Source organism: Sphingomonas sp. CCH10-B3 (assembly GCF_001556185.1).
Classification (GTDB): domain Bacteria; phylum Pseudomonadota; class Alphaproteobacteria; order Sphingomonadales; family Sphingomonadaceae; genus Sphingomonas; species Sphingomonas aquatica.
The window spans coordinates 16,927-35,901 of sequence record NZ_LSIJ01000053.1 but is presented as its reverse complement, the minus strand read 5'-3'; the positions used below and the strand labels follow the sequence as shown (position 1 = coordinate 35,901).

Annotated in this window: 17 protein-coding genes; 10 read left to right on the top strand and 7 right to left on the bottom strand. The window is 65.8% G+C overall.

Translation table 11 applies throughout. The features are described from left to right. Positions 1-34 precede the first annotated feature (34 nt). Both AX672_RS08685 and ndk read left to right on the top strand, forming a co-directional pair. Positions 35-472, top strand: a complete 438-nt coding sequence (locus tag AX672_RS08685) for a DNA polymerase III subunit chi (RefSeq protein WP_082730464.1) — start codon at positions 35-37, stop codon at positions 470-472. 83 nt (positions 473-555) lie between these two features. Further along, positions 556-978 (top strand): nucleoside-diphosphate kinase, encoded by a 423-nt coding sequence (ndk, locus tag AX672_RS08680; RefSeq protein WP_066650750.1) that lies wholly within the window; start codon positions 556-558, stop codon positions 976-978. Here ndk and AX672_RS08675 read toward each other — a convergent pair whose 3' ends face one another. The 4 genes from AX672_RS08675 to purM are packed head-to-tail and all read right to left on the bottom strand — an operon-like array spanning position 979 to position 3,647. Beyond that, positions 979-1,596, bottom strand: a complete 618-nt coding sequence (locus tag AX672_RS08675) for a hypothetical protein (RefSeq protein ID WP_066650749.1) — start codon at positions 1,594-1,596, stop codon at positions 979-981. Beyond that, positions 1,593-1,970: an MmcQ/YjbR family DNA-binding protein gene (locus tag AX672_RS08670; RefSeq protein ID WP_066650748.1), complete on the bottom strand. Its 378-nt coding sequence runs from the start codon at positions 1,968-1,970 to the stop codon at positions 1,593-1,595. The genes AX672_RS08675 and AX672_RS08670 overlap by 4 nt, the downstream gene beginning before the upstream one ends. Then, entirely contained in the window at positions 1,967-2,488 is a 522-nt protein-coding gene (purN, locus tag AX672_RS08665; protein ID WP_066650756.1) for a phosphoribosylglycinamide formyltransferase, read from the bottom strand. The genes AX672_RS08670 and purN overlap by 4 nt, the downstream gene beginning before the upstream one ends. A 40-nt stretch (positions 2,489-2,528) precedes the next feature. Next, entirely contained in the window at positions 2,529-3,647 is a 1,119-nt protein-coding gene (gene purM / locus AX672_RS08660) for a phosphoribosylformylglycinamidine cyclo-ligase (RefSeq protein WP_066650755.1), read from the bottom strand. 64 nt (positions 3,648-3,711) lie between these two features. Here purM and AX672_RS08655 point away from each other — a divergent pair, with 64 nt between their 5' ends. From AX672_RS08655 to AX672_RS08635, 5 genes are all read left to right on the top strand, one after another. After that, the gene (locus AX672_RS08655) at positions 3,712-4,932 is read left to right on the top strand and encodes a hypothetical protein (protein WP_066650747.1); all 1,221 of its coding nucleotides are present in this window, start codon (positions 3,712-3,714) and stop codon (positions 4,930-4,932) included. Continuing rightward, positions 4,929-5,564: a DnaA ATPase domain-containing protein gene (locus AX672_RS08650; protein ID WP_066650746.1), complete on the top strand. Its 636-nt coding sequence runs from the start codon at positions 4,929-4,931 to the stop codon at positions 5,562-5,564. The genes AX672_RS08655 and AX672_RS08650 overlap by 4 nt, the downstream gene beginning before the upstream one ends. After that, positions 5,561-7,741, top strand: a complete 2,181-nt coding sequence (locus tag AX672_RS08645; protein ID WP_066650745.1) for an RNA degradosome polyphosphate kinase — start codon at positions 5,561-5,563, stop codon at positions 7,739-7,741. Before AX672_RS08650 ends, AX672_RS08645 begins: the two co-directional genes overlap by 4 nt. 6 nt (positions 7,742-7,747) lie before the next feature. After that, positions 7,748-9,247, top strand: coding sequence for a Ppx/GppA phosphatase family protein (locus tag AX672_RS08640; protein ID WP_082730463.1), 1,500 nt, complete (start codon positions 7,748-7,750; stop codon positions 9,245-9,247). A gap of 130 nt (positions 9,248-9,377) precedes the next feature. Then, entirely contained in the window at positions 9,378-11,894 is a 2,517-nt protein-coding gene (locus AX672_RS08635) for an esterase-like activity of phytase family protein (protein ID WP_066650744.1), read from the top strand. A 114-nt stretch (positions 11,895-12,008) separates the two neighbouring features. Here AX672_RS08635 and rnd read toward each other — a convergent pair whose 3' ends face one another. Continuing rightward, a complete protein-coding gene (gene rnd, locus AX672_RS08630) occupies positions 12,009-13,181 on the bottom strand; it encodes a ribonuclease D (protein WP_066650753.1) in 1,173 nt (390 codons plus the stop codon). 102 nt (positions 13,182-13,283) lie between these two features. Here rnd and aspS point away from each other — a divergent pair, with 102 nt between their 5' ends. The 3 genes from aspS to AX672_RS08615 are packed head-to-tail and all read left to right on the top strand — an operon-like array spanning position 13,284 to position 17,275. After that, entirely contained in the window at positions 13,284-15,080 is a 1,797-nt protein-coding gene (aspS, locus tag AX672_RS08625) for an aspartate--tRNA ligase (protein WP_066650743.1), read from the top strand. Positions 15,081-15,104: 24 nt separating this feature from the next. Continuing rightward, a complete protein-coding gene (locus AX672_RS08620; protein ID WP_082730462.1) occupies positions 15,105-16,505 on the top strand; it encodes an APC family permease in 1,401 nt (466 codons plus the stop codon). Next, entirely contained in the window at positions 16,499-17,275 is a 777-nt protein-coding gene (locus tag AX672_RS08615; protein ID WP_066650752.1) for a polyphosphate kinase 2 family protein, read from the top strand. Before AX672_RS08620 ends, AX672_RS08615 begins: the two co-directional genes overlap by 7 nt. On the opposite strand, the gene ruvX is transcribed toward AX672_RS08615, so the two are convergent. Together ruvX and AX672_RS08605 are read right to left on the bottom strand one after the other, a co-directional pair. Next, the gene (gene ruvX, locus AX672_RS08610; RefSeq protein WP_066650741.1) at positions 17,272-17,736 is read right to left on the bottom strand and encodes a Holliday junction resolvase RuvX; all 465 of its coding nucleotides are present in this window, start codon (positions 17,734-17,736) and stop codon (positions 17,272-17,274) included. The two genes, AX672_RS08615 and ruvX, sit on opposite strands and share 4 nt — an antisense overlap. Then, positions 17,733-18,842 carry a DUF3089 domain-containing protein gene (locus AX672_RS08605; protein ID WP_066650740.1) on the bottom strand — a complete coding sequence of 370 codons (1,110 nt, stop codon included), beginning with the start codon at positions 18,840-18,842 and terminating at the stop codon, positions 17,733-17,735. Before AX672_RS08605 ends, ruvX begins: the two co-directional genes overlap by 4 nt. Positions 18,843-18,975 lie beyond the last annotated feature (133 nt).

The window sequence follows — 18,975 nt, the reverse complement described above, 5'->3', positions numbered from 1 at the left end:
GCATCTTTCCCCTCCCGCCAGCGGGAGGGGAAAGATGCAGGTCGATTTCTACCACCTGACCCGACAGCCCCTGGAGCAGGTACTGCCGCGGCTCGCCGAGCGGGTGGTGGCGGGTGAGGGACGGCTGTTGATTGTCAGCAGCGACGCCGCCCAGCGCGCTGCGCTCGACCGGCTGCTGTGGGACTATACTGCCGACAGCTTCCTGCCGCATGCGCAGGCCGGTGCAGGCAATGATGCCCTGCAGCCGATCCTGATCGCGGGCGAACCGACCGCTGCCAATGGCGCGCGCCACATCCTGATCGCCGATGCGGTGTGGCGGGACGAGGCGCTCGGCTTCGACCGTGCGTTCCACCTGTTCGACGACAGCGTGATTGCGGATGCGCGCGCGGCGTGGAAGGGGTTGAGTGGGCGCGAGGGTGTCGAGCGGCGCTATTGGAAACAGGGCGCGCGGGGCTGGGAACAGGCGGCTTAGCCGCGCGCTTGCCCCCGCGCGCTGCCACCGCTAAAGGCGCGCCAGCCTATCCACCATCTTCATGCACAAGGACCGCACCAGTCATGGCCGCGACACGCACTTTTTCGATCATCAAGCCCGATGCGACCCGCCGCAACCTGACCGGCGCGGTCACCAAGATGCTCGAGGAAGCGGGCCTGCGCGTCGTCGCGTCGAAGCGCGTCCACCTGACCCGCGAGCAGGCCGAAGGCTTTTATGCTGTCCACCGCGAGCGGCCGTTCTTCAACGATCTGGTCGAATTCATGATCTCGGGCCCGGTCGTGGTGCAGGTGCTCGAAGGCGAGAACGCCGTGCAGCGCAACCGCGACATCATGGGCGCGACCAACCCCGCCAATGCCGAACCCGGCACGATCCGCAAGGAACTCGCCGAATCGATCGAGGCCAACACGGTCCACGGTTCGGACAGCGACGAGAATGCAGCGATCGAAATCGCCTATTTCTTCAAGCCCGAAGAAATCGTCGGCTGATCATTGCGGCGCGCGCGGGCCGATTGCGGCCCAGCGCGCGTCGATTGCCGCCTGCGTCGCGCCTTTGCGCTGATGCAGCATCAGGCCTTTGAGGCGCAGCGCGCGGCCGTCGATCAGGCGGCCGTGGCTTTCCCAGACGATGTCATAGATCGCGGCATCATGCCGCTGTGTGTCGCCGTCCCAGTAATCGGCGGTGATCAGCACCGGCAAACGCCCGGTCGCATCGTCGGGTCCCTTGTCGGTCAACGCCAGCAACTTGGCAGCGAACCAGCGCGAGTCGATTTCGGGCGTGACGCTGCTCGCCTGGGCGCCAATGCCGGTTGCGCTCGGGAACGCGACCGTGATGCTCTGCACGGCATGGGTCGCGTCCCTGAGCGCGAGCTTGCGGTCACCATCCGACGGTGCCGCGTTCAGCAATACGACCGAGCGGACCTTTTCCTCGCTCGCCTTTTCGCGCTGGCGTTCGGCTTCGTCGGCGCGGCGATCGGCATAGCTGAGGTAGAGCGCGAGCGCCGAGATGATCAGGCCCGCCACCGCGACGATTTCGCCGAGCGTGATCCAGCGGCGGCGGATTGCAGCGGCCTCAGCGCGCTCGCTCGGGGTCGGCGTGTCGTTCATCGGCCACCCATTTCGAGCAGGCGACGCGGCGCCACCAGTTCCCAGCTAATCGCGATCCGGTCAGCCACCCGGTCCCAGTCGAGCGCTTCGCTGTCCAGCCGCATCGCGACCCAGCCGCTAGGGCCGAGATAGGGCGGCGCGTAGTAAAAGTCGGCGTCCTGTTCGATCAGCATTGCCTGTTCGTCGAGGCCGGAGGTCTTGACGATTGCCACTGTCTCGCCGTCGCTGTGATGATTGTGCCAGAAATAGGCGAAGAACTTGCCTTTCGCGATGTGGAAGCCGGGCGATCCGTGCGACAGCCGCTCGGCGGCGCCTGGTAGCGCGAGGCAGATCGCGCGGACGCGGGCAAGGACGGATTCGGGATCAGGGCTCATCGCGCGACATATTCTGCCAGCAGGCGCGGATAAAGGCGATGCTCCGCGGCGAGCACGCGCTTGGCGAGCGTGTCGGCGGTGTCACCGGCGAGAATCGGCACCACCGCGCGGCCCAGTACTTCGCCCGCGTCGAGTTCCTCGGTCACGACATGGACCGAGCAACCCGCAACCTTGTCCCCCGCGTCAATCGCGCGGGCGTGGGTGTCGAGCCCCTTGTATTTGGGCAGCAGCGAGGGGTGAATGTTCAGGATGCGGCCTTGCCAGCGCGCGACGAATTCGGGCGAGAGGATCCGCATGTAACCGGCAAGGGCGATGAAATCGGCCTCGTGGCTGCGCAGCGCGGTGTCGATCATGTCCTCATGCTCGGCCTTGGTCATGCCCTTGGCCGCGCAAGCGAAGGTCGGCAGGCCGCGCGTAGCCGCCCAGGCGATTCCGGGTGCCTCGGATCGGTCCGAGGCGACGATGACGACCTCATAGGGGGCGCCCGGCGCGTCGGCTGCCTCGACAAGCGCCTGCATGTTCGATCCGCGACCCGACAGCAGGATCGCCACGCGCGCCTTAGCCAAGATGCGTCGCTTCCCAGTCGGCGCGCGCTGACCAAGTTTCCATGCTGCCGTGGACGGTGCAACCGCGCTCACCGGCGGCGACTGCCCCGATCGTGAAGACGGTTTCGCCGGCCGCCGTCAGGGCGGAAGTCACGGAATCAGCGCGATCGGCTGCGACGATCACGGCCATGCCGATTCCGCAGTTGAAGGTTCGGGCCATTTCCTCCGGCTCGATATGGCCCTGCGCCTGCAGGAAGGCCATCAGCCGCGGCTGCGGCCAGCGATCGGCATCAATGCGCGCATGGGTGCCGGCAGGAAGAACGCGCGGGATGTTTTCGAGCAGGCCGCCGCCAGTGATATGCGCCAGCCCCTTGATCGCGCCTTCGCGCAGCAGCGGCAGCAGCGGCTTCACATAAATGCGGGTCGGCGCCATCAGCGCGTCGATCAGCAGCGTGTCGATGTCGAACAGGGCGGGGCGATCGAGCTTCCATCCCTTGTCGGCGGCAAGGCGGCGCACGAGCGAAAAGCCGTTCGAATGCACGCCCGACGATGCCAACCCGAGAATGACATCGCCCGGCGCGATGTCCGCCCCCGTCAGCACCTGATCACGCTCGACCGCGCCGACGCAGAAGCCCGCGAGATCGTAATCGCCATCGGCGTACATGCCCGGCATCTCCGCCGTCTCGCCGCCGATCAGCGCGCAACCCGCTTGCAGGCAGCCCTGTGCGATCGACGCAACGACGCGCTCGGCGATTTCGGGCACGAGCTTGGCACTGGCGTAATAGTCCAGAAAAAACAGCGGCTCGGCGCCCTGCACGATCAGGTCGTTCGCGCACATCGCCACCAGATCGATGCCGACGCCATCGTGCCTGTCATGCTCGATCGCGAGCTTCAACTTGGTGCCGACGCCGTCATTGGCAGCGACCAGCAGCGGATCGGTGAATCCGGCTGCCTTCAGATCGAAAAAGCCGCCGAAACCGCCGAGTTCGGCGTCGGCTCCGGCGCGGCGCGTCGCCTTTGCCAGCGGGCCGATCGCGCGCACCAGCGCATTGCCCGCCGCGATCGAGACCCCGGCATCGGCATAGGTGTAGCCGGCAGGCTGAGCGGGCGGGGTCGGGCGTTGGTCGGTCATCGTCGACAGCGCGTAGCGATATCGCGCTTGGATTTCCACGCCTGCTTCGCCAAAAGGGCGCGTCATGCGCCTGCCCAAGCCCTTTCGCCTCTCTGCCGCCATGCTCGCGCTGTTGCCCCTGATCGGCAGCGATGTCGCCGCGCAGGAGGGCGCAGGGCCAAGCTTCGAAGTCACCGGCGTCGAAGTCGACGTCAGTGCCAAGAATGCCGATGCTGCGCGGATGGCGGGCTGGCGGCTCGCGCAGCGCAAGGGCTGGACGATGTTGTCGCGTCGCATGGGGGCAGGGGGTGGCGGTCTGCCCGACCCGGTGCTCGACCAGCTGGTGTCGGGCATCGTCGTCGAAAGCGAGCAGATCGGCCCGACGCGCTATATCGCCAAGCTCGGTATTCGCTTCGATCGCGCGCGGGCGGCGTCGATTCTGGGCGTCAGCGCTTCCTTCACGCGATCGCCGCCGTTCCTGCTGGTGCCGATCGCATGGACTGGCGGCGCGCCGCTCGCGTTCGAGCGCAAGAATGCATGGCTCGAGGCGTGGGGCCGCTTCAATGCGGGCAACAGCACGATCGATTATGTCCGCCCCGCCGGCAACGGCCCCGATGCGCTGTTGCTCAATGCCGGGCAGATCAACCGACCCGGGCGTGGCCAGTGGCGCGCGACGCTGGCGCAATATGGCGCGTCGGATGTGCTGATCCCGATCGTCCATCTCGAACGGCAATGGCCGGGCGGCCCGGTGATCGGGCGTTTTCAAGCGCGCTTCGGCCCCGACAACCGCATGCTGACCAGCTTTTCGCTGCGCGTAAGCAATGCCGATGCGCTGCCCGCGCTGCTCGACGCGGGGGTCAAGCGGATCGATGCGGCCTATCAGTCGGCACTGTCGAGCGGCACCCTGCGGATCGATCCCGGCCTGCTGGCGCGCGCACCCGCTGTCGAGGACGATGCGACACTTCCCGAAGACTCGCTGCTGCCCGAAGACGTAATCGGCACCAGCGAAGTGCCTGCGACCGCGATAACCGTGCAGGTGGAAACGCCCACGGCGGGTGCCTTTGACGCATCGCAGGCGACCTTGCGCGGCATTCCCGGCATTCGCGGCGTGTCGATCGACAGCCTCGCGCTCGGCGGCATTTCGGTGCTGCGGGTAACCTATGAAGGCGATGCAGCGACCTTGCGCTCGGCAATCGAAGCGCGCGGCTGGGTGGTGATTTCGGGCGGCGGCGCGCTGCGAATGCAGCGCCGCGCGCCGAGCCTGCCGCCCCCCGATGTGCCAGCGGACAATGCCACCGCCGGATGACGCAGCTACCCCTCCCGCTGGCCTGGCCCGCCGACCCGACCGATGACGATTTTCTGATCAGTAGTTCGAACGCCCATGCCGCACAGCATTTGCGGCGCTGGGGCGCGTGGCCGGTGATGGCGACGCTGCTGGTTGGACCGCGCCGCTCGGGCCGCAGTACGCTGGCGCGGCTGTTTGCGCAGCACAGCGGCGGGACGATCATCGATGATGCCGAACGCGCCAGTGAAACGGCGATCTTCCACGCCTGGAACGCTGCGCAGGCGGATCGCCGCCCGCTGCTGATCGTCGCCGAGGCGCCGCCGCCCGATTGGCGCGTGAAGCTGCCCGATCTGCGCTCGCGCCTGGCCGCGACGCCGGTTGCGCGTATCGAGCCGCCCGACGAAGCGCTGATGGCCGCGCTGTTCGAGCGGGCGTTCCAGCGTCACCGGCTCGATGCGCGGCCCGATCTGATCCAGTGGCTGGTCCCGCGCATCGAGCGCAGCCATCTGGCGATCGAGCGCACCGTCGATGTGCTCGACCACGCAACGCTCGCCAATCGCAAACGCCTGTCGATTACGCTCGCCCGAACCGTTATGACCGGCGCCGGGCTGCTGATGGCCCCGACTCGCGAAACAGACGGAACCAACGCATGAGCCGGCCAGCCGCCCTGCCCGACATGGATGACGACGATACGCTGTTCGAACCCGGCAGCGGCGGCGATCGCTTCTTCAACCGCGAGCTGAGCTGGCTCGCGTTCAACCGCCGCGTGCTCGACGAAGCATGCAATCCGGCGCATCCGCTGCTGGAGCGGCTGCGGTTCCTGTCGATCTCGGCGTCGAACCTCGACGAATTCTTCATGGTGCGGGTTGCGGGCTTGCGCGGGCAGCTTTCGCAGGAAGTCGATCGGCTGTCGGCCGACGGGCTGACGCCTGCGCAGCAGCTCGCGCTCGTCGCCGAAGCCGCCGATGCGCTGATGGTCAGCCAGCAATCGGTGTGGCTGACGCTGCGCGAACAGATTGCCGAGGCGGGCATCACCGTGCTCGGCACGCGCGACATCCAGGGCGCCGACGCCGACTGGCTGGAGGCGCATTTCCGTAACCAGATTTTCCCGATCCTGACGCCGCAGGCGCTCGACCCTGCGCATCCTTTCCCGTTCATCCCCAACAAGGGAATGAGCTTGGTGTTCGACCTGTGCCGCCACAGCGACAAGACGGTGGTGCGCGAGCTGGTAATGCTGCCGACCGCGCTTGGCCGCTTCGTACGGCTGCCGGGCGAAGGCGCGCGCTATGTCGCGATCGAGTCGGTCATCAAGCGATTCTGCGGGGTGGTATTCCCGGGCTATGACGTGCGCGGTGCGGCGCCGTTCCGTGTGCTCCGCGACAGCGACATCGAGATTGAGGAAGAGGCCGAGGATCTCGTCCGTTACTTCGCCAATGCCATCAAGCGGCGGCGTCGGGGCCGGGTGATCCGGCTCGAGCTCGAACCCAATATGCCCGCCGAGATCGAGGCGCTGCTCAAGACCGAGCTGGGCGGGACCGAAGCGATCATCACCGAAAGCGTCGGCTTTCTGGGGCTGGGCGATCTCGAACGGCTGGTCGAGGAGGATCGTCCCGACCTGAAGTTCACTCCCTATACCGCGCGCTTCCCGGAGCGGATCCGCGAATTCGGCGGCGATTGCTTCGCGGCGATCAAGGCCAAGGACATCGTCATCCACCACCCGTATGAAACCTTCGACGTGGTGCTCGCCTTTCTGCGGCAGGCCGCTGCCGACCCCGATGTCATCGCGATCAAGCAGACGCTCTACCGCGCGGGCAAACAGCCGGGGGTCATCAACGCGCTGATCGCCGCTGCCGAATCGGGCAAGTCGGTGACCGCCGTCGTCGAGCTGAAGGCCCGCTTCGACGAGGAGCAGAACCTGCTCTGGGCCTCCGCGCTCGAACGTGCGGGCGTGCAAGTGGTGTACGGCTTCATCGACTGGAAGACGCACGCCAAGATTTCGATGGTCGTGCGGCGCGAGGGCACTGAATATCGCACCTATTGCCACTTCGGCACGGGCAATTACCACCCGATTACCGCGCGCATCTACACCGACCTCAGCTTCTTCACGGCGGACGCGCGGATCGGGCGCGATGCGGCGCAGATGTTCAATTACGTCACTGGCTATGTCGAGCCGACCGACATGGAATTGCTCAATATGAGCCCGCGCAACCTGCGCTCGCGGCTGGTGGAACTGATCGATGCCGAAATCGCCTTTGCTCATGCGGGAAAACCTGCGGCAATCTGGGCGAAGATGAATTCGCTGGTCGATCCTGCGATTATCGAAAAGCTTTATGAAGCAAGCAACGCCGGGGTCGAGATCGACCTGATCGTGCGCGGCATTTGCTGCCTGAAGCCGGGGGTGCCCGACATGAGCGAGCATATCCGCGTCAAATCGGTGGTCGGGCGCTTCCTTGAGCACAGCCGCATCTGGGCGTTCGGCAATGGTCGCGCGTTGCCCAATGACGGCGCCAAGGTCTTCATTTCGTCGGCCGACTGGATGCCGCGCAATTTCGATCGCCGGGTCGAATATATGCTGCCGATCCTCAATCCGACCGTCCACGATCAGGTGCTCGACCAAGTGATGGTCGCCAATCTGATCGACAACGAACAGAGCTGGGACCTTCAGGCTGATGGCAGCTACGTCCGCACCGATCCGGGCGATCGGCCGTTCAACCTCCATCGCTATTTCATGACCAATCCGTCGCTGTCGGGGCGCGGGGCGGCTCTGGCGACGAGCGATGCGGTGCCGAAATTGTCGCTGCGCCGTCGCACCGCGCGAACAGGTTCCTGACGCGCGGTGGCCACGCTGTTCTTTCGCAAGAGCCGCGCCGAGGCGATCGGCGCGGAGCCGCGCACGGCGATTATCGACATCGGATCGAATTCGATCCGGCTCGTCGTCTATCAGGGCCCGGCGCGGCTGCCCGCGATCCTGTTCAACGAAAAGGTCATGGCTGGACTGGGGCGCGGGCTGGGCACGACCGGGGTGATCGATCCCGGCGCGCTGGCGGCGGCGCGGGCGGCGCTTGCGCGTTTCGCCGCCGTCGCGCGCGAAATGGAAGTCACCGAGTTGCGCACCGTTGCGACGGCGGCGGTCCGCGATGCTGCCAACGGGCAAGAGCTGCTCGACGATGCCCGCGCGATGGGCTTGAGCGTCGAGCTGCTTTCCGGCGAGCAGGAAGCGCTGGGGGCCGGGCTGGGGGTGCTCTCGGCGATTCCCGACGCCGACGGCATTGTCGGCGACCTTGGCGGCGGCAGCCTCGAACTGGTGCGCGTGAAGGACGGGATGATCGGCGCGCGCGTGTCGTTCCCGCTTGGCGTGCTGCGGCTGGGGGCGCTGATGAGCGAGGGGCCGCGCAGGTTCGACCGCGCGGTCGCCAAGCTGATTGCGGCGGCCGGCTGGGAAGGTGCGGCGGCGGGCTTGCCGCTGTATCTGGTGGGCGGCTCATGGCGCGCGCTCGCCCGGCTCGACATGCACCAGACCGGCTATCCGTTGCCGATCATCCATCAATATGAAATGACACCTGCGGCGCTGGCACGGCTCGGGCGCACGCTCAGCCATGTCGCCAAGGGCAAGTTGCGCGCGATCCCCAATCTGTCGTCGGCGCGCATTCCGACGCTCCGCGATGCAGACGCGCTGCTGAACGTGCTGATTCGTCACCTCGGCGCGCGCACAACCATCGTATCGGCGTTCGGACTACGCGAGGGGCTGCTCTACGCCGGGCTCGATCCGGCGGAGCGTGCGCTCGATCCGCTGATTGTCGCGGCGCGTGACGAGGGACGGCGGCTCGGACGCTTTGCCGAGCATGGCGATCTGCTCGACGGCTGGATCGCGCCGCTGTTTGTCGGCGAAGCACCGGCGCTGGCCCGGCTGCGCCATGCCGCCTGCCTGCTCGCTGATGTCGGCTGGCGCGCCAATCCAGAGTTCCGCGCCGAACGCGGCGTCGAGATCGCGCTCCACGGCAACTGGGTGGCGATCGACGCGGCGGGGCGCGCGCAGGTTGCGCAGGCGCTGTTCACCTCGCTCGGCGGCGGGTTGACGTCGCCTGCGCCGATTCCCGCGCTGACCGGTAGTGCCGAACTGCGCCGCGCGATGGGCTGGGGCCTCGCGATGCGGCTGGGCCAGCGCCTGTCGGGCGGCCTCGCCGGGCCGCTCCAGCGCAGCCGGATCGACGACGACGGCAGCGCGATTGTGCTGACCCTGTCGGAAGGCGACCGCGTACTTTACAGCGAGGCCGTCGAGCGGCGCCACAAGGCGCTGGCGGGGCTACTGGGACGCGAGGCGGCGGTGCGGGGGTGAGGTGCCCGGCGGGTCGGCAACTTGCGTTGATCGGTCGTATGCAATCAAAACGTCACCGTGGTTTGGTCAAATTGTAAGGTGCCTTGCCTAGTTCGCCTGCGCCGCCATCGTGGCGGCGGGGGGTCACAATATGGACATGAAGGCACTTCGCGCGGGCGCGTCATTTGCGGCTGTCGCACTCGGCATGATCGCAGCAACATCGGCGACAGCGCAATCGCGGCAAATTACAACGCCCAATATCACCAACGCCGAAGGGCCCACCACGGTCACGCTTGGCGGCACCACTTTTACCAACAGAGGTATTGTCGGCGCCGGACGCCTTGATGCGAACACGCGCGATTTTCGCGGCGAAACGCTCGGCAGTTTTTCGGGCATGGCGCTTAACCTGAAGACATGGCGGCGCAACGCCGACGGCAGCTATAGCAGCAGCATTTACACGCTGCCTGATCGCGGGCCATTCGACGGCGGCATCGATTATCGCGACCGGGTACATACCGAAACGATCCGTTTCACCCCCCTGGCGGGCACGACCGCACTGCCGTTGCTGCCGAGCTCGCAGAGCCAGCTGGTCATCACCCCGACGGGCGGTTTCACGCTGCGCGATGCGCTCGGCAATGAATTCACTGGACGCGATCCTGGCGCGAGCACGATCACGCGCGGTGGTGTGGTCTATCCGCTGGCCACTGCTGGCACTGCGGCAGGTCTCATCAGCCTCGACCCTGAGGCGATCGCCTTTCGTCCGGACGGCTCTTTCTTCATTTCGGACGAATATGCGGCCGGCATTTATCATTTCGATGCGACCGGTCGACAGATCGGGGTGATCCAAACTGTCAATGCCCTGCTGCCGCGCAACGCCGCTGGCGTCATCGACTTCAATAGCGTCGCGCCAGGCGTTGTCGGCCGTCGCAACAATCAGGGCCTGGAGGCCTTGGCGTTGACGCCCGATAACAAGAAGCTGGTCACTATCCTGCAATCGGCGACGGTGCAGGATACCAATGGTGCCAATCAGCAAACGCGCAACAATACCCGCATCCTGATCTACGATATCAGCGGCAACACACTGCCGACCAATCCGATCGGCCATTATGTCCTGCAGCTGCCGATCTTCAATAACAACGGCTCGGGCGGCGCGCCCGATCGAACGGCGGCGCAGTCAGAAGTGCTGGCGCTCAACGACAATCAGTTCTTGGTGCTCGCGCGTGACGGGCTCGGGCGCGGCGTAGCCGCCAATGCCAGCACGAGCACGACGCCGGTGTTCAAGAGCGTGCTGCTTGTCGACACGTCGGGAGCGACCAACCTGGCCGGCTCGATCTATGAAACGACCACGACGCCGCTCGCCACCAACGGCACGCTGCTGTCGAACATCATACCCGTCCAGCAAGTCGAACTCGTCAATCTGCTGAACCCCACCCAGCTTGCGCGCGTGGGATTGAGCCTGACGCGGTTGCCACTCAGCACGACCACGTCGCTGGGCGAGAAGATCGAGGCGATGGCGCTGGCGCCGGTCCTTGAAGAAGGCGCGCCGCAAGATTTCTTCCTGTTCATCGGCAACGACAATGATTTCCAGGCGACCAACGGCTTTTTCAACGGCGCGCCCGCAACGCTCGGCGCGCTCGACGGGACCGGCAGCAACGACAATATCATGCTGGTCTATCGCCTGACCTTGCCGACCTATGTCGATCCGCAAGCGCTGCAGGCGTTGAACCTGCTGACGCCCGATGTGCTTTATGGCTCGCGGATGGCGATGACGGGTCTCGGCAAGAGTACGACGCTGCCGGCAATGCGTTTCCTAAACAGCCAGCGCGGCTGGGATGCGGCGCCCGGCGGCCGCCGTCCGCAGCTGTGGCTCGATACGGACTGGAGCAAGATCGGCGCCGGGGCGAGCCCGCTGACAGGTCTTGATGTGAATACGGTGTCGGTAACGCTCGGCCTCGACATTCCCGTTGCCAAGCACGTGCGGGTCGGTGTGACCGGTGGTTATCGGACGTTGGGCGGGAGCCTTGCATATGGCGCGCCGATCAAGGCCGAAGCCTGGACGATCGGTGGCTATGCGGCGATCGAATTGCCGATGGGCGTCTATGGGCAGGCTTCGGGGGCTTGGCTTGGCAACGCCCGTTTCAGCGAAATCGGTCGTTATTCGGTTTATGACCAGCAGGCCATCGGCAAGACCCGCGGTGACGGTTGGGCAGTCAGCGGCGAACTGGGCTGGCGCCTGCCGGTCGGCGCATTCAGCGTCACGCCCTTTGCGGCGGTCGATTACACCGACCTGCGTCTCGATGGTTATGGCGAGCAAGGTGCTTCGGTGTCGAACGTCACTTATCCCGATCGCCGCTTTTCCCAGCTGACTGCTAGCTTCGGCGGCGAGGTTGGTATCCAGCTCGGCGCGATCCGGCCGGCGCTCCGTGGTGGGTACAGCTTCGAGCGCGAAGCCGGCGACCGGACCGCCGCCGTTCGCCTTACCAGTGCACAGCATGCCATGGGCGGTACCGTTCTAGCACTGGCCAAGACCGAGCGGGACAGTGCTTTCGCGGAATTCCGTATCGCGATGCGTCATGGGCCGGTGACAGGTTATGTCGCGGGTCGCGGTCGCTGGGGCCGCGGCGACGACGATGCACGCGCCTCAATCGGTGTGGGCTACGCGTTCTGAAGGCCAAGGGCGAGGTGTCGGTGATCGGGTTTCGGTCCCGGCACCACGTTTCCTATTGGTTGATCGATTGGCAATTCGGCAATGCGCGGGTCAGCGCGCGTGGCGCGGGGGCGCTTACTCCGCCTCCGTCCGCGTCATCTTCAGCCGCCCGTTCTTGACCGCGAACCCCAGCCGCCCTTCGACCAGCGCGAGCGCGTCCTTGCCGAACTGATCGTAGCGCCAGCCTTCGAGCATCGCCAATCCCTCGCGCTGCCCGGCAGCGAGCGCCTCAAGCTCTTCGGTCCGCGCGAGCAGCTTGGCCGCCACGTCGATGTCGCGCGCGCGGATCTTGAGCAGCAGCTTCAGCAGGTCCGCGACCAGCGCGCCTTCCTTGCCCATGCCCGGTCGGCGATCGTCGCGGGGCGGCATTTCGCTGGCGCTCATCGGCTTGGCGGCTTCCAGCGCCGCCATCAGCCGCGCGCCGATGTCGTTCTGCGCCCAGGTTGCCGACAGGCCGCGCACGCGCGCGAGATCGGCCTGCTTCTTTGGCGGGCTGCCGGCCAGATCGGCCAGCGTCTCGTCCTTGACGATGCGCCCGCGCGGCAGGTCCTTGCCCTGCGCCTCGATCTCGCGCCAGCGTGCGAGCGCTTTCAGCCGCCCGAGCACTTCGGGCTTGCGACCGGCGATGCGGACACGGCGCCATGCCTCGTCGGGGTCGTTGCGGTAATTCTCGGGGTCGGCGATCCGGTCCATTTCCTGATCGAGCCACGCGCCGCGCCCGGTCTTGCGCAGCCGGTCGAGCATTTGCGGGAAGATCGACGCCAGATGGGTGACGTCGCCGATCGCATATTCGATCTGGCGCTTGTCGAGCGGGCGCCGGCTCCAGTCGGTGAAGCGTGCGCCTTTGTCGACCGCGATGCCGAGATAGGTCTCGACGAGATTTTGGTAACCGATCTGCTCGCCCTGGCCGAGCGCCATCGCCGCGATCTGGGTGTCGAACAGCGGATGGGGAGTCTTGCCGGTGAGGTTGTAGACGATCTCGATGTCCTGCCCGCCGGCGTGGAAGACCTTCAGCACGTCCTCATTCTCGACCAGCAGGTCGAGCAGCGGCTTGAGATCGATGCCGTCGGCCATCGGATCGATCGCGGCAGCTTCGTTTTCATCGGCGATCTGGATCAGGCACAGCTCGGGCCAATAGCTGTTCTCGCGCATGAATTCGGTGTCGACCGTGATGAACGTCGCGGTCGACAGCCGCGCGCACAGATTGGCGAGGCTGGCGGAATCGGTAATCAGGTCGTGGATATGCATGATGTTGGTTAGCATCGCTTCATGGCGTCATCTACCCTTGGCGGACGTCAAATAGCGCAGCACGTGCTTGACAAGCTCGGGGCGAACGCTTGTTAGGCCGCCATGCACATCTACCGCACGCACCACTGCGCCGAACTGCGCGCCGATCATGTCGGGCAGGAAGTCCGCCTGTCCGGCTGGGTCCACAAGAAGCGCGACCACGGCGATCTCGTCTTCGTCGATCTGCGCGATCATTACGGCATCACCCAGATCGTCACCGAGGTCGACGGTCCGGCCTTTGCCGTGATCGAAAAGCTGCGCCCCGAAAGCGTGGTGACGATCACTGGCAAGGTGGCGGCGCGCGCGCCCGAGGCGGTCAATCCCAATCTGCCGACCGGCGCCGTTGAAGTTCGCGCGGTGGAAGCCGTCGTGCAGTCGGCGGCGCATGAGCTGCCGATGCCGGTCGCGGTCGAGGCTGATTATCCGGAGGACATTCGCCTCCGCTATCGCTTCCTCGACCTGCGGCGCGAGCGGCTGCATGCCAACATCATGCTGCGCAGCCATGTGATTGCATCGCTCCGGCGGCGGATGATCGGGCAGGGCTTCACCGAATTCCAGACGCCGATTTTGACCGCAAGCAGCCCCGAAGGTGCGCGCGACTATCTGGTGCCGAGCCGGGTGCATCCCGGCAAATTCTATGCGCTGCCACAAGCGCCGCAGATGTTCAAACAGCTGCTGATGGTCGCGGGCTTCGACCGTTATTTCCAGATCGCACCCTGCTTCCGCGACGAAGATGCGCGCGCTGACCGCTCGCCGGGTGAATTCTACCAGCTCGATTTCGAAATGAGCTTTGTGACGCAGGACGATGTGTTCGCGGCGATCGAGCCGGTGCTGCACGGCGTGTTCGAGGAATTTGCCGATTGGCAGGGGAAGGGGCGGACTGTCTCGCCGCTGCCGTTCCGGCGCATTCCCTACCGCGAATCGATGCTCAAATACGGCAACGACAAACCCGATTTGCGCAACCCGCTGATCATCACCGACGTGACCGAACTGTTCCGCGGCAGTGGCTTCGGGCGTTTTGCGTCGATGGTCGAGGGTGGCGATGTCGTCCGCGCGATCCCGGCGCCGAACACGGCGGAAAAGAGCCGCAAGTTCTTCGACGACATGAACGGCTGGGCGCAAGCCGAAGGCTTCCCGGGTCTGGGCTATGCGACGCAAAAGGACGGGGTGTTCGGCGGCCCGATTGCCAACAACCACGGTCAGGAAGGGATGAAGGCGATTGCCGACGCGCTCGGCCTTGGCCCAAATGACGGCATTTTCTTCGCGGCTGGCAAGGAAGCGCAGGCGGCGCGGCTTGCGGGATTGGCGCGCACGCGCGTTGGCGAGCAGCTTGGGCTGATCGACGAAAAGCGATTCGAATTCTGCTGGATCGTCGATTTCCCTATGTTCGAATATGACGAGGAAGCGAAAAAGATCGACTTTAGCCACAATCCCTTCTCGATGCCGCAAGGCGAGATGGAGGCGCTGGAGACCAAGGACCCGCTCGACATCCTTGCCTATCAATATGACATCGTCTGCAACGGCGTGGAGCTGTCGTCGGGCGCGATCCGCAACCACAAGCCCGAGATCATGTACAAGGCGTTCGAGATCGCAGGGTACAGTCGCGCCGATGTCGACAGCAATTTTGCGGGCATGATCAATGCCTTCAAATGCGGCGCGCCGCCGCACGGCGGGTCGGCCCCCGGCGTCGACCGCATCGTCATGCTGCTGGCCGGCGAGCCCAATTTGCGCGAAGTCGTGGTCTTCCCGATGAACCAGCGCGCCGAGGATTTGATGATGGGCGCCCCCAATTTTGCAACGCCCAAGCAGTTGCGCGAACTTAACCTCCGCCCGTTAGAGGTGGCCAAACCCGGCGCCTGACGCCGGACCAAGGAGAGGACACGCATGCTGGACAGGGGGCTGGAGCCGGAGACACCATCGGGGCTGGTCCGCAGCCTCGGCGTGTTCGGCGTGCTGTTCCTGACCCTGTCGGTTGCAACGCCGGTGTCGTCGCTGTTCGTAATCGTGCCGGGCATGTTCGGCGTTGCCGGGACAGGCGCCGTCTGGGCGATGGTGCTCGCGACGATCGTGTGCATCGCGACCGCCTATGTCTATGCCGAGCTATCGTCGAACTGGCCGGTGGCGGGCGGCGAATATGTGATGGTTGCGCGCACGCTGGGGCCGATGGCCGGTTTCGTGATGCTGGGCGTTAACGTGTTCAACAATTTGCTGTTTCCACCCGTGGCGGGACTGGGGCTGAGCGCGGTGCTGGCGGCGATCTGGCCGGGATTGCCGCAGATACCACTCGCGCTTGTGGTGGTGATCGGTGCCACGCTGGTTTCGCTGCTGCAGATACGCGTGAACGCCCTGATTACCGGCGCATTTCTTGCCGTTGAAGTGATCGCGGCGGCGATGGTGGTATGGTTCGGCTTTGGCCATGCGGTGCGCGATGTCGGCGATTTCCTGACCGCGCCGGTGATGCTGGGCAGCGACGGCCAACTGGTGCCGGCAACCGCCGCGTCGATCGGCGTTGCGGCGTCGATCGCGATCTTCGCGCTCAATGGCTATGGTGCGGCGGTCTATTTCGGCGAGGAAATGCACGACGCGCCACGCAAGATCGGGCGCGCGATATTCTGGGCCATGGTGGCGACGGTCGCGATCGAGGGCTTGCCGATCCTCGCCGCGCTGGTCGCCGCTCCCGATCTGGCGATGCTGTTCAAGCTCGACGATCCGTTCGGCTATGTCGTGCGCCATTATGGCGGCGGCGTTGCGGCGGACTGGCTCGCGATCGGCATTGCGGTCGCGATCGTCAACGCAGTGATCGCCTGCATTCTCGCCTGCGCACGCTTCTTTTACGGCACCGCGCGCGACCGTTGCTGGGGGCGGCCGGTCGATCAGATGCTGACGGCGATTCACCCGCGCTTTGCATCGCCGTGGATATCGACGCTGATCGTCGGCGCGGCAGGCGCCGCATGCTGCTTTGTGCCGCTCGAGCAGTTGCTGGTGTTGAGCGGGACCGGGCTGATCGCGATCTATGCCGGCATCGCGCTCGCGGCGATCGTCGGGCGGATGCGCGGGCAGACGGCCAATGCACCGTTTCGTATGCCGCTTTACCCGCTGGCTCCGGTGGTGACGCTGGCGGCGCTGGGATATATCGTCTGGCTCAACTGGCTCGATCCGGGCGAGGGGCGCACTGGCCTGTTGATGACGGGCGCGCAGATTCTGCTGTCGGCGGCCTATTACCGGCTGGTGCTGCGCCCGCGCGGAAATTGGGAAGTCCATGTGCCCGCGACCAGCGCATCGTGATCAAGCTTGAGGATTTTGAGGCCGGGCGCGACTACATCGGTGATTTCGACGCCGACCTTGCGGCACTGCAGGAACGGCTCGCGCGCATTCAGGTCGCGCACATCTGCCACGGCCGCCGCGCGATCGTGATGTTCGAGGGCTGGGACGCGGCCGGCAAGGGCGGCGCGATCCAGCGGCTGACCGCGCGCTGGGACCCGCGCTATTTCGAAGTCCATCCGATCGGCGCGCCGACGCCGGAGGAAAAGGCCCGCCACTTCCTCTGGCGTTTCTGGACCCGACTGCCCGCCGACGGCAATATCGCGGTGTTCGATCGTAGCTGGTACGGGCGCGTGCTGGTCGAAAGAGTCGAGGGTTTCGCGAGCGAGGCCGAGTGGAAGCGCGGCTATGACGAGATCAACGAATTCGAAGCGCAACAGGCCGATTCGGGGACGACGATCGTCAAGCTGTTCCTGCACGTGACCCAAGCAGAACAAGACAAAAGGCTGAAGGATCGGCTGCAGGATCCGTGGAAGCGCTGGAAGACCGGGCACGATGACTACCGCAATCGCGCACGCCGCGCCGATTACCTCGACGCGATGCACGAGATGTTCAAGCGCACCGACACGCGCTGGGCGCCGTGGACGGTGATCGACGGCAACGACAAGAAGTCGGCGCGCATCGCCGTGCTGACGGCGATCGCCGACCGGCTCGAGGCGCATGTGCCGATGGTGCCGCCGCCGCTCGATCCCGAACTGGAGAAGATCGCGCGCATGGCGCTGAGGTTGGATTAGACAGCCGTCAGTGCATCGATTGCGCTTTGCAGGATGTAGCTGGCGGCGAGCTTGTCGACGCGCTCGGCGCGTTTGGCGCGGCTGATGTCCTCGGCGATCATCTGCCGCTCGACCGCCTGCGTCGACCAACGCTCGTCCTGCAGGAAGATCGGCAGCCCCAGATCGGCCATGTTGCGCGCGAACGCCCGGCTCGATTGCGAGCGCGGGCTTTCGCTGCCGTCGGTCAGGTTGAGCGGCAGGCCGATGACGATGCCCGCGACCTGCTGTTCGGCAATCAGCGCCGCGAGCGCGGCCTTGTCGGCGGTGAATTTGGTGCGCCGGATCAGCAGGGCAGGCGAGGCGAAGGTCCACCCCGCGTCGCACAGCGCGGTGCCGATCGTCTTGGTACCGACATCGAGCCCAATCAGCCGCCCGCCATTCGGCAGCGCCGCGCGGAATTCAGCCCGGTCGGTGGCGATCACCGCGCTTTGAACGCCGCCAGCCGCCGCGCAGCATCGGCACGGACATTGGCCCAGAACAGGCTGTAGTCGAACACGTGATAATTGTTGCCCGGCAGGACATAGCGGCCGAGGTCGGACGGCGGCGGCCCGATCATCACGAAGCCGCGCCCGGCACAGCGTGCAGGGATACGCCCGGCCGTGATCGCGGCGGTCTTCATGTCGGCGGAGGGAAACAGCGAGCCGAGATTGGCAGTGGCGGGCGCATCGGCATCGGGCGTGCCGGTGATCGGATTGGTGCAGACCAGCGCCGTGCCGGCGCGCGCGGGGCCGGCGAACCCGGCGGATGAATCGAAAGTGTCGAGGATCAGCGAGGGATCGGCGGGCTCGGCGAAGCTTTGCCACGACAGCAGGCAGCCGGTCTGGTCGGCGCGCGTACACTCGGCAAGGCCGAGCGCGGGCAGATCAGCGGTGCGTGATACCGGCCAGCCGACGACATAGGCTGCGACGATCCGCTTGGCGAGCGGCTTGCCTGCGATCCGGTCGTGCAGCAGCCGGGTGAGCAGCAGCGCGCCCTGGCTGTGCCCGGCGAGGATGATCGGCCGGTCGGGCCCGACCTGCTTCAGAAACTGGTCGAAAGCGGCCGCGACATCGCCGTAGGCAAGGTCGAGCGCCTGATTTGCTGCTGCCGCGTCGGTCAGAAAAGCGCCGAACGTCGCCTGACGATAGCGCGGCGCCCAGATGGCGGCACTTTCGTTGAACGCGCTTGCCTGGCCACGCAAGAACAGCGCCGCGCGGTCATTGGCGGTCTTGTCGTCGAGCGGCGCATTCCAGCGTGCCCGGTCGAGGTACGACGTCGGGTGGACGAAGAACAGCGCCGCGCGCGGGTCAGCCGCAGGCGTATAGCCCGGCGGCGTCCAAAGCGCCGGATTGCCGGGCTTGTCGGGGCGCGCAATCCACATGCCCGCATCGGCATAGGCGTCAGGGCTGACGCGGCGCTGGGCATCGAAACCGGCGGTCGGCACGAAGGCAGCGCGCATCATCTGCGTGCCGAAAATCCTGAAAGCGAGAAGACCAGCGAGTGCCATGACGATGAGGACGGCCACCAGATAGAGGAATTTGCGCGCCAACCAGGATACTCCGAAAGATTGTGCGGTGCAGCAAGAACTGGCGGCCCGCAGCGAAGTTCCCCTGCCGCATCCTTGGCTCGCGCGCAATCGCGGCGCTTGCTATGCACCCACCAGTTTTTCGGGGGATCCATCG

Coding starts and splice junctions, on each gene's coding strand:
- ndk (WP_066650750.1), top strand. CDS start 556: ATGGCCGCGACACGCACTTTTTCGATCATCAAGCCCGATGCGACCCGC.
- purN (WP_066650756.1), bottom strand. CDS start 2,488: ATGCAGGCGCTTGTCGAGGCAGCCGACGCGCCGGGCGCCCCCTATGAG.
- AX672_RS08645 (WP_066650745.1), top strand. CDS start 5,561: ATGAGCCGGCCAGCCGCCCTGCCCGACATGGATGACGACGATACGCTG.
- AX672_RS08670 (WP_066650748.1), bottom strand. CDS start 1,970: ATGAGCCCTGATCCCGAATCCGTCCTTGCCCGCGTCCGCGCGATCTGC.
- AX672_RS08655 (WP_066650747.1), top strand. CDS start 3,712: ATGCGCCTGCCCAAGCCCTTTCGCCTCTCTGCCGCCATGCTCGCGCTG.
- AX672_RS08635 (WP_066650744.1), top strand. CDS start 9,378: ATGGACATGAAGGCACTTCGCGCGGGCGCGTCATTTGCGGCTGTCGCA.
- purM (WP_066650755.1), bottom strand. CDS start 3,647: ATGACCGACCAACGCCCGACCCCGCCCGCTCAGCCTGCCGGCTACACC.
- AX672_RS08675 (WP_066650749.1), bottom strand. CDS start 1,596: ATGAACGACACGCCGACCCCGAGCGAGCGCGCTGAGGCCGCTGCAATC.
- rnd (WP_066650753.1), bottom strand. CDS start 13,181: ATGCATATCCACGACCTGATTACCGATTCCGCCAGCCTCGCCAATCTG.
- AX672_RS08620 (WP_082730462.1), top strand. CDS start 15,105: ATGCTGGACAGGGGGCTGGAGCCGGAGACACCATCGGGGCTGGTCCGC.
- aspS (WP_066650743.1), top strand. CDS start 13,284: ATGCACATCTACCGCACGCACCACTGCGCCGAACTGCGCGCCGATCAT.
- AX672_RS08685 (WP_082730464.1), top strand. CDS start 35: ATGCAGGTCGATTTCTACCACCTGACCCGACAGCCCCTGGAGCAGGTA.
- AX672_RS08650 (WP_066650746.1), top strand. CDS start 4,929: ATGACGCAGCTACCCCTCCCGCTGGCCTGGCCCGCCGACCCGACCGAT.